Origin of the sequence: Allorhizobium sp. Av2 (assembly GCF_021462805.2) — a bacterium.
Lineage (GTDB): Bacteria > Pseudomonadota > Alphaproteobacteria > Rhizobiales > Rhizobiaceae > Allorhizobium > Allorhizobium vitis_G.
In genome coordinates this window covers 1,182,245-1,196,789 of record NZ_CP192696.1, presented here as the reverse complement: position 1 = coordinate 1,196,789, position 14,545 = coordinate 1,182,245, and the positions used below count along the sequence as shown (strand labels likewise).

Sequence of the window (14,545 nt, the reverse complement as noted above, 5' to 3'; positions counted from 1 at the left end):
ATGTCTGCGGAGAAAAGCCGTTTCGTCGTATCGGCCGAGTGGGTACAGAAGCAATTGGGCGCACCTCAATTCAAGGTGGTCGATGCATCCTGGTATCTGCCGGCCCATAACCGCAATGGCGCGGAGGAATACGCTGCGGGGCACATTCCCGGCGCAGTGTTTTTCGATCAGGACCAGATCGCCGACCGCTCCACCAGCCTGCCCCACACCGTACCCTCCCCGGAATCCTTTGCCGAAGCAGTCGGCAAGCTTGGCATTTCAGACACCGACACGATTGTCGTATATGATGGCCCCGGCCTGTTTTCCGCGCCGCGCGTCTGGTGGATGTTCCGGGTGATGGGCGCGCCGAATGTGTTTCTTCTGGATGGCGGATTGGACGGTTGGAAACAGGAAGAACGGCCGCTTGAGACCGACCTGCCTGAGCCCGCACCTGCAACCTTTACCACCAATTTCAAGGAAAGTCTGATTACTCCGTTCCAGGATATGCAGAGCATTGTCGAGAGCGCCAGCCGCCAGATCGCCGATGCTCGCCCTGCTGGACGATTCACCGGTGAAGAACAGGAACCACGGGCGGGAATGCGCTCGGGCCATATGCCTGGCGCTCGCTCAGTACCTGCCTCCATCCTTGGCGAAAATGGTCGGTTGAAAGACCTCTCGACATTGCGAGAGATTTTTACCGATGCAGGCATCGATCTGACCCGCCCCGTTGTTACCAGCTGCGGCTCTGGGGTTACAGCGGCGGTCGTAACGCTGGCGCTGCAATCGCTCGGCCATCACGATAATACGCTCTATGACGGTTCCTGGTCTGAATGGGGCTCCCGCAAGGACACTCCTGTCGTGACCGGACCGGCAGACGAGGTTGAAGGCGAGTTACCCACGCTTCTAACCGCCCATGTCACCAAGCTGGAAATGACCGCCCCGCCGAAATCCAGCTTGCCAGTGCCAATCAATATCCAGACGGCGATCATCCGCGCCACCGAAATGCCCCTGCCCTATTACCGCTTCCTCTATCGCCAGGTCGGCTCCCGCTGGCACTGGTACAAGCGCCTGCAGATGACCGATACCGAGCTGAAGGCGGCCATCCATAGCCCGGATGTGTCAATCTGTGTGCTTTACGTCAATGGCGCACCAGCGGGCTTCTTTGAGCTGACCCAGCAACAGGACAATACCGTCGAGCTGTCCTATTTCGGCCTGTTCGAACATGCACTGGGACTTGGAATCGGCAAATGGTTCCTGCTTCAGGCCCTCTATGCCGCATGGTCGACCGCACCAACCAAAATTTCGGTGATGACAAATACACTCGACCATCCCCGTGCCCTGCAACTCTACCAGCAATTCGGCTTTTCCCCGGTTGAGACCTGGCAGGAATTGGTGGAGCCACCCTCGGAATCCAGTTTGCTGGACATTTTGAAGCGGGATTACAACATTCAGTGATGGGCTGTGACGCCGGTCAATTCTTCTTCTTGCCTGTCAGGTTTAGATTGAACCCGACAGGCTCGAATCCATTCAGTTCAGCAATGGGATAATCGACGGGCAACACCATCAACCTTTGGACACTCACTTCTTAGGTGAGAATGCAAGCCGGTCCAGCACGCTAGCAATGACAATGCCCAAACAATAAGCCACGATGTTCCACGGTGAAAAAATCCGGCCGAGCAGCAAGGCACCCGCCATAGTCAAACGAAAAGCATCCAGCTCCGGCGTATGGATCAACCTGAACAATTCGACAGCAATTGCCACGGCCAAAGAAGCGACCAAAGACCGGCGGAATGCAACCAAAACAATAGCGGTCAATCCATAGACCATAGCTCCCCACAAAATCGACCCGCCATACTTGACGAAAAAGAACGGCAAACCAAACTGATAGCCTTTAACCCGCAAAAGGAGACCAGCAATAATCACGCCTAACGACGCCACCAATAGAATAAGCTTTCTTTGCAGTGGGCTATGTTCTCCGATCCCTACAATAGACAAGTTGGATCCTCTTCAAAAACCGTCCCTCTCCAACATTGCACATTTTTGAAGCCTACAAGTTCCAGTGAATTATGCAGCAGGCAAGATCGTATGACAGATCCCCGCACACGCCAAGCGTTCTCACTTCATCGCCTTGATGACATTCTTGAGCAGAGTCGACCATTCAACAATCTCTCAGGTCTGCGCCGATTTATTGTCGAGTTTCTCTATTTTGGAATAAAAGAGGCCCGCGCCTGTCTTTTTGTCGGACTGTTTTTTCTGGCGGTTTTCCTCGTGCCGCGCGGTGGCATTCTCGGTGTTGCCCGCTACGATATACTTTTGTTTATCGCTCTTGCCATTCAAGCGATCATGCTGATCGGCAAACTGGAGACTTGGGACGAAGCAAAGGCAATCGCGCTCTTCCATGCACTTGGTTTTGCTCTTGAAGTTTTCAAGACATCCGGCGCACTTCCATCTTGGTCTTATCCTGATCCCGGATTGAGCAAATTATTCGGTGTTCCTCTATTTTCCGGCTTCATGTACGCGGGTGTCGGCTCCTACATCATACAAGCCTGGAGGTTATTCGACCTGCGTGTTCGCCATCACCCACCGTATTGGATGACGGCGCTAGTCGCAGTGGCAATATACGCAAACTTTTTCACCCATCACTATATCGGCGACTACCGCTGGTATATTGCCGCTTGCGCGCTGGGCCTCTACGCCCGAACCACTGTGATTTTCCGTCCATATGACAAAGACCGATGGATGCCTCTGTTTGTGGCATTTATCCTTATAGGATTTTTTATATGGCTTGCGGAAAACATCAGCACATTTTTTGGTATCTGGCGCTATCCGAACCAGATGAACTATTGGTCCATGGTTCATCTTGGTAAGTGGAGTTCGTGGTCCTTGTTGGTGATCATGTCATTTGTGATCGTCACGCAATTGAAACATATCAAAACAAGGATACACATACCTCAATAGTAAGCGCATCGATCTTATAGCGATGCCTATTGATGGGGCATGAAGGCGCGACAACACACCGCGTCCTCAATGCCTTGATTTTTGTTGTGGAGCTCAAAAACGAATAAGGCGCTCAAGATACATACGATATGGTTTATTTTCCGCCATCGCGTTTCTTCCACGTTTTCCAGTCCGCGATAACGACATCGGCGAAACGACTTCCCACTCGATAAGCATTTGTAACTGATGGCATGAAGCCGCCGGACTTCGAAGTCAGCGACTCGATAGCGGTGCGGCCAAACGGCTCGCGGTCGAAATTGGACGCTGTGCGCAACACCAGAATACGGTTGAAATCGAGGCGCCCGGCCTCCGAGGCCCGCTTCAAAGCTGTCAGCGTCGCATTATCCTCCATCTGGGTGGTGCAGTAATGGGCTTTTCCATCGGTGACCAGGGTCGCAAACCGTTCCGTGGCTTCAGCGTTCTTGACCCCATGCCAGTAGGTATCGCCTGAGACCGTGTCGCAAATCTTCACAGACGGAGCCGCCTTGGCCGCAGGCGCGGCATAGGCGGCGCGATAGGTCTTGGCAGCGTCGCTGTCCATCAGTTCGACGGACCCGGTCACCGCCATGGCCTTCTGGACCAGCGCCTCGTTCAGCGCGTAGACTTCTGTCCCCGCCGCCCAGGTCGGCTTGCCGGTCGGACTTGCCGCACCCAGCGGCACCTGCCCGTCTGGCCAGTCCTTGTCGATCTGGCGGGCATCGATATCATGCCGCAATCCGCCATCAACCACATATCTGGCCCAGAACGCCGACCCCAGAGTTCCCTCCTTCGGATTGACGCCGGCAATGCCTGCGATCAACACATAGGTGTTGCGGAAGTCGAACCGACGGTCGAACGCCACCGCCATGGTCGAGCCCGCCGCATTGGCATAGCCCATTGCCGTGGTCATCACGCAGAGGCCCTGACGATCACAAGAGACCTCCGGATACTCTTTCGACAGGCCTTGTACTTTAACTTTTGTCGTCAGCTTTCGCCCTGTCAGCCACGGCTTGGTCTCTTCGCCAAACATGGTGATGACAAGAACTTTCGGAGCGATTGTTTTCACTCCCCGGCTGGAAGCCGACGCCGCGGAATGGCTGACAATGGCGCTCGACGCCACCGTCAACGCCGTGACAATCAAAACAGTAGCGAGTGCAGGCAATCTTGGCATCATGGGATAGGTCTCTTTGTCGAAGGGCAATGGCAGCATTGCAGGGAGGAGACCACCTTCTTAGCCCGGACAGAATTTCAGGTCAAAACCATAGACCAAAGGCATAGGCGATCCTGCAGATTAACCAACAATGCGTGACGCCTGAACACAACTCTCCCGGCAAGACTTGGAGCAGCGAGCCAGAAAACGGAAAAGAGCCGGATGGTTTCCCATCCGACCCTGAAACAAACGACTTAACGTCGCTTATGGCTTATGCTGCTTCAGCGGTTTCTGCTTCAGCGGCAACGCGAGCCTTGTCAGCTGCACCCTTGGCGTCGACATCGCGCTCAACGAACTCGATAACGGCCAGAGGAGCGTTGTCGCCCTGACGGAAGCCAGCCTTCATGATGCGAAGGTAGCCGCCGTTACGGCTGGCGTAACGTGTAGCAATCGCATCGAACAGCTTGCGAACAGCATCCTGATCCTTGATCTGCGAAATGGCCTGACGACGAGCGTGCAGGTCGCCACGCTTGCCGAGTGTGACAAGCCGTTCGACGATCGGGCGAATTTCCTTCGCCTTAGGCAGGGTGGTAACAATTTGCTCATGGGTGATGAGCGAAGCCGCCATATTGGCAAACATTGCCTTACGGTGGCTTGCGGTACGGTTCAGCTTGCGGCCGGCTTTCTGATGGCGCATGGCTATTCTCCTTCAATGCAGGTTCCCGCGCTTGTTGCGGCCCTGCCGTTTCCTGACACATACGGATCAAGATCCGCAGTTTGACTGGAAAGGCAGAGTTCAACCTGCCTTATCTAAGATTAATATTGGTCTTCGTAGCGCTTGGCGAGATCTTCGATGTTTTCCGGCGGCCAGGCAGGAACTTCCATACCCAGATGCAGGCCCATGGAAGCCAAAACTTCCTTGATCTCGTTGAGCGACTTGCGACCAAAGTTCGGCGTGCGCAGCATTTCGGCTTCGGTCTTCTGGATCAGATCGCCAATATATACGATATTGTCGTTCTTCAGGCAGTTGGCCGAACGAACCGAAAGCTCGAGTTCGTCGACCTTCTTCAACAGAGCCGGGTTGAAAGCCAGTTCGGTAACGGCTTCTTCTTCAGCTTCACGCTGCGGCTCATCGAAGTTGACGAAGACAGACAGCTGGTCCTGGAGAATACGGGCAGCAAAAGCCACCGCATCTTCACCCGAAACAGACCCATCGGTCTCGATCGTCATGGTCAGCTTGTCGTAGTCAAGAACCTGGCCTTCGCGGGTGTTTTCCACCTTGTAGGACACTTTCTTGACCGGCGAATAGAGGCTGTCGACCGGGATAAGCCCAATCGGCGCATCTTCTGCGCGGTTACGATCGGCGGGGACATAGCCCTTGCCGTTGTTGACCGTGAATTCCATCCGGATTTCCGCACCCTCATCCAGCGTGCAGATGACGTGGTTCGGATTGAGGATCTCGATATCGCCAACCGTCTGGATATCACCAGCGGTCACGACGCCTGGACCCTGCTTGCGAACGACCATGCGCTTGGCATCGTCGCCGTCCATCTTGATGGCAATTTCCTTGATGTTCAAAACGATGTCGGTGACATCTTCGCGAACACCTGGGATCGACGAGAATTCATGCAGAACGCCGTCGATTTGAACTGCCGTCACGGCAGCACCACGCAGCGACGACAACAAAACGCGACGAAGCGCGTTGCCGAGCGTCAGACCGAAGCCCCGCTCAAGCGGTTCGGCAACCAGGGTGGCCTTGGTGCGACCGCTGGAGGAGAACTCAACCTTGTTCGGCTTGATCAGTTCCTGCCAATTCTTCTGAATCATATGTTTACCTTCCGTTCGTCGCCACTATTCAATCGTGACGACCGAGCATGAGAAGAACCGGGACCGCATGTGCGCATATCCCGGCCGGACGAAGAATGATCAGACGCGGCGCTTCTTGCGAGGACGGCAGCCATTGTGCGGGATCGGGGTCACATCGCGGATCGAGGTGATCATGAAGCCCGCAGCCTGCAAAGCGCGCAGAGCCGATTCACGGCCAGAACCCGGACCGCAAACTTCGACTTCCAGCGACTTCATGCCGTGTTCCTGAGCCTTCTTGGCGCAATCTTCAGCAGCGATCTGAGCGGCAAACGGGGTCGACTTACGCGAACCCTTGAAGCCCTTGGCACCAGCAGACGACCAGGCAATTGCATTGCCCTGCGCGTCGGTGATGGTGATCATCGTGTTGTTGAATGTCGAGTTGACGTGCGCGACACCCGACGAAATATTTTTGCGTTCTCTACGGCGAACGCGTGTGGCTTCCTTGGCCATTCAATTCCCTTTCATTGATCTCGACACCGCCGTAACACCAGCGGCTCCACCGGAAAGGACAAAGCGCCCTCTCCAAAACTGCAACAAGGCCGGCACTGACGTGCCAGCCTCAAGCTCGCCATAAAGCGAAACTTACTTCTTCTTACCAGCGATAGCCTTTGCCGGACCCTTGCGAGTACGAGCATTGGTATGGGTACGCTGACCGCGAACAGGCAGACCGCGACGATGACGCAGACCGCGGTAGCAGCCCAAATCCATCAATCGCTTGATGTTCATTGCGGTGTCGCGACGCAGGTCACCTTCGACCTGGTAATCGCGGTCGATGGTTTCACGGATAGCCAGAACTTCAGCATCTGTCAGCTGATGAACGCGGCGGTCGGCGGCAAGACCAACCTTTTCCATGATTTCCTGTGCGAACTTCGGACCAATCCCATGAATATAGGTCAGCGCGATAACTACGCGCTTTGCCGTTGGGATGTTGACGCCAGCGATACGTGCCACGCCTATTCTCCTTGCGTTCCAGTTGCCATCCGGCAAGTGGTGTGTCGTTTGACAGCCGTGACAAGGCCGCCGATTGATTTTTGGGTTCTCAACAAGTCAAAACGACCGAACCCGTCTTCCTCCGTAGGAAGAACGCGCCGACCGTTGATCTTTAGCGAGTTGGCGCGCTATCTAGCGGAATCGGTAACAAAAAGCAACCGTTCCACTAAAGAAATTCATGGATATCCGGTCAGAGACCGGACAACACAGCCTCGATTTCCGCCGTAACCTGGTCGATTTCGGCCATACCGTCGACAGAATGGAGTTTTCCCTTGGCATAGTAATAGCCGATCAAGGGAGAAGTCTCCTTATAATAGGCCTGTAGACGGGTCTTTACCGTATCGCGATTGTCATCGGGACGGCGCTTGAAGTGAGTCGATCCGCATTTGTCGCAGACCCCCTCCACCTTCGGCTTGAGATTCTCGTCATGATAACCCGTCCCGCAATTGGCACAGGTATAACGACCAGCGATTCGATCCGCTAGAATTTCGTCTTCGACCCTGATTTCAACCACAGCCGAAAGCTCAAGGCCCTTAACCGCAAGCATATTTTCCGTAGCATCCGCCTGGATCAAGGTCCGCGGAAACCCATCGAGAATGAATCCATTGCTGCAATCATCTTGATCGATCCGCTCGGAAACGATGGCGATGACGATATCGTCCGAAACCAGTTTCCCGGCATCCATCACCGCCTTGGCGCGCTTACCGACCTCAGTCTGAGCCGACACAGCGGCCCGCAGCATATCCCCCGTCGACAATTGCGGAATACCGTACTTGTCGACGATCCTCTGGGCCTGAGTGCCTTTACCCGCACCCGGAGGCCCCAATAGAATTAACCTCATCGTCCCCTCTTTCCTCCACGCAACTTCGATTTCTTGATCAGCCCCTCATATTGCTGAGCAATCAGGTGACCCTGTACCTGTGCTACCGTATCCAGGGTAACGCTGACAACAATCAAAAGCGACGTACCACCAAGGGATAAGGGCACCCCGGTCTGAGAAACCAAAATTTCGGGAAGGATACAGACGAAGACAAGGTAGATGGCGCCAACAACCGTAATTCGCGTCAGCACATAATCGATATATTCAGCCGTGCGATCACCGGGACGAATCCCCGGAATGAAGCCGCCATGCTTTTTCAGATTGTCGGCGGTATCCTTCGGATTGAAAACGATGGCCGTATAGAAGAATGCAAAGAAGCCGATCAGCAGCGCATAGAGCACCATATAGGCAGGTTGACCATGGCCAAGCGCGCTGATGATGGTGGTCGCCCAGGCGGGCAGCGTTGAGCCACCGGTAAAGCCGGCAGCTGTCGCTGGCAACAGCAAGAGAGAAGATGCAAAGATCGCAGGGATAACACCTGAGGTGTTCAGCTTCAGCGGCAGATGCGAGGTATCACCTTGGAACATCCGGTTGCCGACCTGGCGCTTCGGATACTGGATCAGCAAACGGCGCTGGGCGCGTTCAAAGAACACGATCAGCGCAATCACGCCGATTGCCACCAGGATCACCGTCAGGATCAAGGCTGTGGACAAAGCGCCTGTGCGGCCTAGCTCCAACGTACCGGCAAGTGCGGTCGGGAGACCTGCGGCAATACCCGCGAAGATAATCAGCGAAATACCGTTACCAATACCGCGCGACGTGATCTGCTCGCCAAGCCACATCAGGAACATCGTACCGCCCAGCAGCGTCACGACGGTCGACAGCCGGAAGAACAAGCCAGGATCGGTCACCAAGCCATTGCCGTGCTCCAGACCGACCGCAATACCATAGGCTTGCAGCGTACCGAGCAGAACCGTGCCGTAGCGGGTATATTGATTAATGATCTTTCGGCCCTGCTCCCCTTCTTTCTTGAGGTTTTCAAGTGAGGGAACAACTGATGTCATCAGCTGGACGATAATCGAAGCCGAAATATAGGGCATGATGCCGAGGGCGAAAATCGCCATGCGCTGCACTGCGCCACCGGAAAACATGTTGAACAGCCCGAGAATACCACCGGACTGGCCTTTAAAGGCAGCCGCATAGGCCTCGGGGTTGAGGCCAGGCAGCGGAATGTGGGTACCTAGACGATAGACAAGAAGGGCGGCCAGCGTGAACCAGATGCGCTTTTTCAAATCCTCTGCCTTCGCAAAGGTTGAAAAGTTCAGGTTCGAGGCCAATTGTTCCGCTGCAGAAGCCATAAAATTCTCCGCGTACCATATACGGCGGCTTGATAATGGACAGCCTGCCGAAGGTAAAGTTCGTTCTCTCTCGCAGAAAACCGGGGGCGGAGCGATTGCATTGCAACCAGATGCCTCTCCCTCTGTTTCCGAAATTCCCGGAAGACGGAACATAAAGCGTCGTGTATTTTTTCAAACACAACAAAACTGCTTTATCACTCAAAAAGTGCTGTGTCGCTTTCTCCCCAAACTAAGATGATTTGGGGAGAAAGCGACACAGGGGCCGCCCATGGGTCGCGAGGCACACATATGGTAGAAAAATCGCCCGGTGTGAAGCACCCCGGGCGATAAATTTAATCGATTATTCCGACTTTTCCGCAACAGCTGAAAGCTGCTTGATCGAGCCACCTGCCTTTTCGATCTTTTCGACCGCAGGCTTGGAGGCACCGGCAACTTCAATCGTTACCTTCGTCGTCAATTCACCGTCACCGAGGACACGAACACCGTCCTTGAGGCGGCGAATCACACCAGCAGCCTTGAGAGCTGCTGCATCGATCGTGGCGGAAGCGTCGAGCTTGCCAGCATCGATCGCCGTCTGAATCCGACCGAGCGAAACGGTCGTGAATTCGGAAGCGAAGATGTTGTTGAAGCCACGCTTCGGCAGGCGACGATAGATCGGCATCTGGCCGCCTTCGAAGCCATTGACGGCAACGCCGGAACGAGCCTTCTGACCCTTGACGCCACGGCCACCGGTCTTGCCCTTGCCGGAACCGATACCGCGACCTACGCGGATACGGTCCTTGCTGGAGCCTTCGTTGTCTTTGATTTCATTCAGTTTCATGACAGTTTCCTCCGTCTCACTTCTCGTCGACGACGCGAACGAGATGCTGGACAGCACGGATCATGCCACGAACCGAAGGCGTATCTTCCAACGTGCGGACCCGATGCATCTTGTTGAGACCCAGGCCGATAAGCGTCTGGCGCTGTACAGCCGGGCGGCGAATAGGCGAACCGATCTGCTCGACCGTGATCGTCTTCTGGGCTTCAGTGTTCTTGGCCATTGTCCAGCTCCTTATTCTTCAGAACCGTTGCCGGACGCGGCACGACGAGCCTGCAAGGTCGCATACTTCAGGCCACGCTGTGCAGCGACGTCCTTCGGATGAACCTGGTGCTTCAGCGCGTCGAACGTTGCACGAACCATGTTGTAAGGGTTCGACGAACCGGTCGACTTGGCAACAACGTCATGCATGCCGAGCGTTTCGAAGACGGCGCGCATCGGGCCACCAGCGATGATACCAGTACCAGCCTTGGCAGACCGCAGCAGCACCTTGCCAGCGCCGTGACGGCCATGAACGTCATGATGCAGCGTACGGCCATCACGCAGCGGTACGAAAATCAGGTCGCGCTTGGCGGATTCGGTTGCCTTGCGGATGGCTTCCGGCACTTCACGTGCCTTGCCATGACCGAAGCCAACGCGACCCTTCTGGTCGCCGACGACGACGAGAGCAGCGAAACCAAAACGACGGCCGCCCTTGACGACCTTGGCGACGCGATTGATGGCGACCAGCTTGTCGACAAATTCGCTATCGCGCTCTTCACGGTTCTGACGGTCGTCCCGCGAACCACGCTTTTCTTGTGCCATTGTCCTTTTCCTTTTTTCTTTTCCGGGTGCAATCGGCAGATTACAATCTTGAATTCGGCCCTCCCCTTTTAGGGTTGGGCTTCTCCGGCATATGCGGCAAAGCCGCGAAACCGCCCGGATACCAGCGCATCCGGGCGGCTATTCCTTAGAAGGACAGACCGCCTTCGCGGGCGGCTTCTGCCAGTGCCTTGATGCGGCCATGATAGATGAAGGCGCCGCGATCGAACACGACTTCCTTCACACCGGCGGCAACAGCACGCTCGGCGACCAGCTTGCCAACAGCAGCAGCTGCTGCTGTGTCGGCGCCGGTCTTCAGCGAAGAGCGCAGGCTGCCGTCGAGGGTCGATGCAGCAGCCAGCGTGCGGCCGGCCACGTCGTCGATAACCTGGACGTAGATGTTCTTCGAAGAGCGATGTACCGACAGACGCGGACGGCCATTGGCCACCGCCTTGATCTGACGCCGTACGCGGTTGGCACGACGTACAAGTGCTTCTTTTCTGCTTGCCATTTCGCGCGTTCCTTACTTCTTCTTGCCTTCTTTGCGGACGATCCGCTCTTCGGCATACTTGACGCCCTTGCCCTTGTAGGGCTCGGGGCCGCGATATTCGCGGATCTCGGCAGCGACCTGACCGACCTGCTGCTTGTTGATCCCGGAAACCACGATTTCCGTCGGCTTCGGAACGGCGATAGTGATGCCCTGCGGCGGCTCATACACAACGTCGTGGCTGAAACCGAGCGCCAGCTGCAGGTTCTTGCCCTGCAAAGATGCGCGGTAACCAACGCCGTTGATTTCGAGCTTGCGCTCGTAGCCGTCCTTGACACCCTTCAGGATGTTTTCGATCATCGTGCGGGACATGCCCCACTTTGAACGCGCATCCTTGGAGTCATTGACTGGCTTGACGACAATTGCGTTGTCTTCAAGCGCAACCGAGATTTCGTCATTTGCGACGAAGAAGAGTTCGCCCTTCGGGCCCTTGGCAGTTACTTTCTGGCCATCAACCGAGGCCGTGATCCCTGCAGGAACCTGAACGGGCTTTTTACCGATACGAGACATGTGATTATCCTGTCTGTTCGCTAGGGAGATCTCTGCGCTGTCTTAGAAGACAGAGCAGAGAACCTCGCCACCAACATTCTGTTCGCGAGCCTGGTGATCGGCCATTACGCCCTTCGGAGTCGAAAGGATGGTAATGCCGAGGCCGTTCGCGACCTGCGGAATGGACTTAACCGAGACATAGACTCGGCGGCCCGGCTTGGACACGCGGCCGATCTCACGGATCACCGACGCGCCTTCATAATATTTCAGTTCGATCGTGATCTCGGCCTTGCCGTTACCATGGTCGATTTCAGAATAGCCACGAATGTAGCCTTCAGCCTGAAGAACATCCAGAACGCGCGCACGCAGCTTGGAAGCCGGAGTAACCACCGAAGCCTTGCGGCGGGCAGCACCATTCCGGATACGGGTGAGCATATCGCCCAACGGATCAGTCATCGTCATTTGCCCGTCTCCTTACCAGCTCGACTTTACAATACCCGGCACCTTGCCGGAATTGCCAAGCTCACGAAGTGCGATACGCGACATCTTGAGCTTGCGATAAAATGCACGCGGACGACCGGTGACTTCGCAACGGTTACGGATGCGGGTCTTGGAGCCATCACGCGGCATTTCTGCCAGCTTCAGGGTTGCCTTGAAACGGTCCTCGATCGACAGGGACTGGTTCATGATGATTGCCTTCAGCTCGGCGCGCTTGCCGGATTGCTGGGCAACTGTCTTGCGGCGGCGCTTGTTCTTTTCAACTGCGCTTGTCTTCGCCATATTGAAGTTCCTCTTCTACGCTCGTCGTTACGGTTATTGACGGAAGGGGAAGTTGAACTCTTTTAGAAGAGCCCGTGCTTCGTCATCCGTGGGAGCCGTCGTGCAAACGATGATGTCCATGCCCCACATCTGATCAACCTTATCGTAGTTGATCTCTGGGAACACAATGTGTTCCTTGATGCCCATGGCGAAGTTGCCACGGCCGTCAAAGCTCTTCGGGTTCAAGCCCCGGAAGTCGCGAACGCGCGGGAGCGCGATGTTGATCAGACGGTCCATGAACTCATACATGCGAGCGCCGCGCAGTGTAACCTTTGCGCCAATCGGCATGTCTTCGCGGACCTTGAAGCCAGCGATCGAGTTGCGGGCCCGGGTAATGACAGGCTTCTGACCAGCAATAGCAGCCAAATCCGCAGCAGCAACCGTGGGCTTCTTGGAATCGGCAGTTGCCTCACCCACGCCCATGTTGATGACGATCTTGTCAAGCTTCGGAATCTGCATTTCGTTGGCGTAGGAGAACTGCTCCCGAAGCGCCTGACGAATGCGGCTTACATATTCTGCCTTGAGCCGTGGCTCATACTTGATCTCAGCCATCGATCACTTCCCCCGAACGCTTGGCAACGCGAACCTTCTTGCCATCGACAACGGAGAAACCAACGCGAGTCGGCTTGCCGTCCTTGTCTGCAATAGCAAGGTTGGAAAGGTGCACAGAGGCTTCCTTGTTGATGATACCGGCTTCCTGGGTCTGCGTCTGGCGCTGGTGGCGCTTTACGACGTTGATCCCCTGAACGACCGCACGGTCTTCCTTCGGCATCACTTGAATGACTTCACCAGAACGACCCTTGTCCTTGCCGGTGAGTACGACGACTTTGTCGCCCTTACGAATCTTTTGCATCGTCAATCGCTCCCCTTAAAGAACTTCAGGAGCCAGCGAGATGATCTTCATGTGGTTCTTAGCGCGAAGTTCGCGCGGAACCGGTCCGAAGATACGGCTGCCGATTGGCTCTTTCTTGTTGTCGATAAGAACGGCTGCGTTGTTATCGAAGCGGATGACGCTGCCGTCGGCGCGACGGATGTCCTTGGCGGTACGAACCACCACGGCCTTCATCACATCACCCTTTTTCACGCGGCCGCGCGGAATAGCTTCCTTGATCGAAACGACGATAATGTCGCCGACCGAAGCGTATTTGCGCTTAGAACCGCCCAGCACTTTGATGCACATGACACGACGCGCGCCGGAATTATCGGCAACGTCGAGGTTAGTCTGCATCTGAATCATGTCAGGTCGCCTTCTCGTTATACCGGAACGGTTGGGCGATGCCCCCTATTCCGGCTTATGGATCTTTATGTCTTTTCGAGCGGAGGAGGATCTTGCCAAGGTGGTTTCCTTAAAAAGGACCTTCCCTGCGCTCAAAGCAAAAGAACGCTCTCGATGGAGCGTTCTTGCGCCGTTGCGGTGCTTCTACAGATTTTTGGGAAAGGCGCAAGTGGCCTCCCCCATTTCTCTGCAAATTAAGCCTGGGCGGAAACGACCGTCCAGCACTTATCCTTGGAAATCGGTGCGCATTCCTCGATGGAAACCACGTCACCAATCTTATACTGATTGCTCTCGTCGTGAGCCTTGTATTTCTTCGAGCGACGAACGGTCTTCTGAAGCAGCGGGTGAGCGAATCGACGCTCAACCCGAACTACAACGGTCTTCTCGTTCTTGTCGCTGACCACGACGCCCTGCAGAATGCGTTTCGGCATTGTTCTTCTGGTCCTTTAGGCCTTGGCTTCTGCCGCCTTCTGGCGGGCAATGGTTTTCACGCGGGCGATATCCTTACGGACCTCGTTGATGCGCGAGGACTTTTCAAGCTGGCCAGTTGCCTTCTGGAAGCGCAGGTTGAACTGCTCCTTCTTCAGGTTGCCCAACTCATCCTTCAACTGATCAGCGCTCATGGCGCGTGCGTCTGCGGCTTTCATGGCTTGATCC

22 protein-coding genes are annotated in these 14,545 nt (G+C 55.4%); 2 read left to right on the top strand and 20 right to left on the bottom strand.

Translation table 11 applies throughout. The features are described 5' to 3' along the window. Positions 1-1,434, top strand: coding sequence for a 3-mercaptopyruvate sulfurtransferase (sseA, locus tag FS819_RS05760; RefSeq protein WP_156550672.1), 1,434 nt, complete (start codon positions 1-3; stop codon positions 1,432-1,434). Between the two features lie 123 nt (positions 1,435-1,557). On the opposite strand, the gene FS819_RS05755 is transcribed toward sseA, so the two are convergent. After that, positions 1,558-1,968 carry a ribosomal maturation YjgA family protein gene (locus tag FS819_RS05755; protein WP_409050107.1) on the bottom strand — a complete coding sequence of 137 codons (411 nt, stop codon included), beginning with the start codon at positions 1,966-1,968 and terminating at the stop codon, positions 1,558-1,560. A gap of 96 nt (positions 1,969-2,064) precedes the next feature. Between FS819_RS05755 and FS819_RS05750 the strand changes: the two genes are divergently transcribed. Continuing rightward, entirely contained in the window at positions 2,065-2,937 is an 873-nt protein-coding gene (locus FS819_RS05750; RefSeq protein WP_070167167.1) for a DUF817 domain-containing protein, read from the top strand. 133 nt (positions 2,938-3,070) lie between these two features. Here FS819_RS05750 and FS819_RS05745 read toward each other — a convergent pair whose 3' ends face one another. From FS819_RS05745 to rpmC, 19 genes are all read right to left on the bottom strand, one after another. Continuing rightward, positions 3,071-4,129: a purine-nucleoside phosphorylase gene (locus FS819_RS05745; RefSeq protein ID WP_234624896.1), complete on the bottom strand. Its 1,059-nt coding sequence runs from the start codon at positions 4,127-4,129 to the stop codon at positions 3,071-3,073. Positions 4,130-4,376: 247 nt separating this feature from the next. Continuing rightward, positions 4,377-4,802, bottom strand: a complete 426-nt coding sequence (gene rplQ / locus FS819_RS05740) for a 50S ribosomal protein L17 (protein WP_060715698.1) — start codon at positions 4,800-4,802, stop codon at positions 4,377-4,379. 119 nt (positions 4,803-4,921) lie between these two features. Continuing rightward, positions 4,922-5,932, bottom strand: a complete 1,011-nt coding sequence (locus tag FS819_RS05735; RefSeq protein WP_060715699.1) for a DNA-directed RNA polymerase subunit alpha — start codon at positions 5,930-5,932, stop codon at positions 4,922-4,924. A 99-nt stretch (positions 5,933-6,031) separates the two neighbouring features. After that, positions 6,032-6,421 (bottom strand): 30S ribosomal protein S11, encoded by a 390-nt coding sequence (gene rpsK / locus FS819_RS05730; protein WP_015915761.1) that lies wholly within the window; start codon positions 6,419-6,421, stop codon positions 6,032-6,034. A gap of 132 nt (positions 6,422-6,553) precedes the next feature. Then, positions 6,554-6,922: a 30S ribosomal protein S13 gene (rpsM, locus tag FS819_RS05725; protein ID WP_060715700.1), complete on the bottom strand. Its 369-nt coding sequence runs from the start codon at positions 6,920-6,922 to the stop codon at positions 6,554-6,556. Between the two features lie 229 nt (positions 6,923-7,151). Next, on the bottom strand, positions 7,152-7,802 hold the full coding sequence (locus FS819_RS05720) for an adenylate kinase (RefSeq protein WP_156550674.1): 651 nt from the start codon (positions 7,800-7,802) through the stop codon (positions 7,152-7,154). Continuing rightward, on the bottom strand, positions 7,799-9,139 hold the full coding sequence (gene secY / locus FS819_RS05715) for a preprotein translocase subunit SecY (RefSeq protein WP_156550675.1): 1,341 nt from the start codon (positions 9,137-9,139) through the stop codon (positions 7,799-7,801). The genes FS819_RS05720 and secY overlap by 4 nt, the downstream gene beginning before the upstream one ends. Positions 9,140-9,479: 340 nt before the next feature. Then, on the bottom strand, positions 9,480-9,959 hold the full coding sequence (gene rplO / locus FS819_RS05710; protein ID WP_070150346.1) for a 50S ribosomal protein L15: 480 nt from the start codon (positions 9,957-9,959) through the stop codon (positions 9,480-9,482). A 16-nt stretch (positions 9,960-9,975) separates the two neighbouring features. Continuing rightward, positions 9,976-10,179, bottom strand: coding sequence for a 50S ribosomal protein L30 (gene rpmD, locus FS819_RS05705; protein ID WP_015915756.1), 204 nt, complete (start codon positions 10,177-10,179; stop codon positions 9,976-9,978). 11 nt (positions 10,180-10,190) lie between these two features. After that, the gene (rpsE, locus tag FS819_RS05700) at positions 10,191-10,760 is read right to left on the bottom strand and encodes a 30S ribosomal protein S5 (protein ID WP_015915755.1); all 570 of its coding nucleotides are present in this window, start codon (positions 10,758-10,760) and stop codon (positions 10,191-10,193) included. Between the two features lie 145 nt (positions 10,761-10,905). Next, a complete protein-coding gene (gene rplR / locus FS819_RS05695; protein WP_015915754.1) occupies positions 10,906-11,268 on the bottom strand; it encodes a 50S ribosomal protein L18 in 363 nt (120 codons plus the stop codon). 12 nt (positions 11,269-11,280) lie between these two features. Further along, the gene (gene rplF, locus FS819_RS05690) at positions 11,281-11,814 is read right to left on the bottom strand and encodes a 50S ribosomal protein L6 (protein WP_015915753.1); all 534 of its coding nucleotides are present in this window, start codon (positions 11,812-11,814) and stop codon (positions 11,281-11,283) included. 42 nt (positions 11,815-11,856) lie between these two features. Further along, positions 11,857-12,255 carry a 30S ribosomal protein S8 gene (rpsH, locus tag FS819_RS05685; RefSeq protein ID WP_015915752.1) on the bottom strand — a complete coding sequence of 133 codons (399 nt, stop codon included), beginning with the start codon at positions 12,253-12,255 and terminating at the stop codon, positions 11,857-11,859. A 12-nt stretch (positions 12,256-12,267) separates the two neighbouring features. Continuing rightward, entirely contained in the window at positions 12,268-12,573 is a 306-nt protein-coding gene (rpsN, locus tag FS819_RS05680) for a 30S ribosomal protein S14 (protein ID WP_060715702.1), read from the bottom strand. A 33-nt stretch (positions 12,574-12,606) separates the two neighbouring features. Continuing rightward, positions 12,607-13,164: a 50S ribosomal protein L5 gene (rplE, locus tag FS819_RS05675; protein ID WP_156550676.1), complete on the bottom strand. Its 558-nt coding sequence runs from the start codon at positions 13,162-13,164 to the stop codon at positions 12,607-12,609. Next, positions 13,157-13,465: a 50S ribosomal protein L24 gene (rplX, locus tag FS819_RS05670; protein WP_015915749.1), complete on the bottom strand. Its 309-nt coding sequence runs from the start codon at positions 13,463-13,465 to the stop codon at positions 13,157-13,159. The genes rplE and rplX overlap by 8 nt, the downstream gene beginning before the upstream one ends. Before the next feature lie 15 nt (positions 13,466-13,480). Next, on the bottom strand, positions 13,481-13,849 hold the full coding sequence (gene rplN, locus FS819_RS05665; RefSeq protein ID WP_015915748.1) for a 50S ribosomal protein L14: 369 nt from the start codon (positions 13,847-13,849) through the stop codon (positions 13,481-13,483). A gap of 233 nt (positions 13,850-14,082) precedes the next feature. After that, a complete protein-coding gene (rpsQ, locus tag FS819_RS05660) occupies positions 14,083-14,319 on the bottom strand; it encodes a 30S ribosomal protein S17 (protein ID WP_015915747.1) in 237 nt (78 codons plus the stop codon). 15 nt (positions 14,320-14,334) lie between these two features. Continuing rightward, on the bottom strand, positions 14,335-14,535 hold the full coding sequence (rpmC, locus tag FS819_RS05655) for a 50S ribosomal protein L29 (RefSeq protein WP_015915746.1): 201 nt from the start codon (positions 14,533-14,535) through the stop codon (positions 14,335-14,337). Between the last annotated feature and the right edge of the window lie 10 nt (positions 14,536-14,545).